This is a genomic window from Nocardia heshunensis, from assembly GCF_054782115.1.
This window is the reverse complement of record NZ_BAAGTC010000070.1, coordinates 1-1,263: the sequence shown is the minus strand read 5'-3', so window position 1 is coordinate 1,263 and position 1,263 is coordinate 1. Positions and strand designations below refer to the sequence as shown.

Genomic DNA, 1,263 nt, shown 5'->3' with positions numbered 1-1,263 from the left:
CCGCGAAGTCGGCGTACTGCACGGCCAGCGGTGCCCAGCCCGGCACCGCACCCTGGGTGCGAGCCGTGTAGGCCACCATGACGTCGCGAGCCAGCGGCGACATCGAGAAACCGTCACCGGCGATGTGGTGCACCACGACGACAAGAACGTGCTGGTGAGCGGTCGGCTCGGCGGCAGCACCACTCGTCATCCCGGCGTGCTCTTGGCCGGGATCCACACTGTCCGCCTGGATTCCGGCCAAAAGCACGCCGGAATGACGGGGGGCTGCGACGCGGAACAGCCGGGCCCGCAGGGGGACCTGCTCCGCGACGTTGAAGCCAAGCGTCGCGAACGCTGTCACCGCGGCTACCAGGTCCTCGGCGGTCACGGTGACCGGGCGCAGATCGAGGGCGATCTCCTCGGCCTGCACGACCACCTGCATCGGCGTCCCGCCGTGCTCCGGGTAGCGGGTGCGCAGCGACTCGTGGCGGCGCACCACATCGGCGACCGCGAGTTCCAGTGCGGCGGTGTCGAGTTCACCGTCGAGGCGGATCGCCAGCGGCAGGTTGTAGGCCGCCGAGGAGGTGTCGTACTGGTTGAGGAACCACATGCGCTGCTGCGCGAAGGACAGCGGCACCAGCTCGCCCGGCGTGCGGGCACGGCCGACCAGCTTGGCGCGCGAGGCGCCGTCGGCATGCGATTCGATGCGCGCGGCCAGCGCCTCGACATTGCTCGCCTCGAACAGCGTGCGCACCGCGACGGTGGTGTCGAGCGCGGCACCGATGCGCGACACCACGCGGGTGGCGATGAGCGAGTTGCCGCCCAGGTCGAAGAAGTCGTCGTCCAGGCCGACCCGGTCCAGGCCGAGCACGTCGGCGAAGACGCCGGCGACGGTTTCCTGGATCGGGGTCTCGGGCGCACGGAATGCGCGCGCCTGCACGGCCGGAGCCGGAAGAGCGCGCCGATCCAGCTTGCCGTTGACGGTCAACGGGATTCGGTCGAGCACCACGACGGCCGAGGGCACCATGTAGGCCGGTAGCAACTCGGCGGCGCCATCACGCACAGCGTCCACGGCGGTGACGACACCGTCGGCGGGCACCACGTACGCGACGATGCGCTGATCGCCCGGTTGGTCCTCGCGCACGATGACCGCGGCCTGCGCGACCCCGTCCTGCGCCAGTACCGCGGACTCGATCTCACCGAGCTCGATGCGGAAACCGCGCACCTTGACCTGATCGTCGGCGCGGCCGAGGTATTCGAGCTCGCCGAAGCGGTTCCAGCGGG

The 1,263-nt window shown here is 70.5% G+C and carries 1 protein-coding gene; it reads right to left on the bottom strand.

Going from position 1 to position 1,263, the window contains the following annotated elements; translation table 11 throughout:
- Positions 1-1,263: condensation domain-containing protein (locus tag ACYVN4_RS45225; protein WP_460730515.1), on the bottom strand; the 1,263-nt coding region annotated here is incomplete at both ends.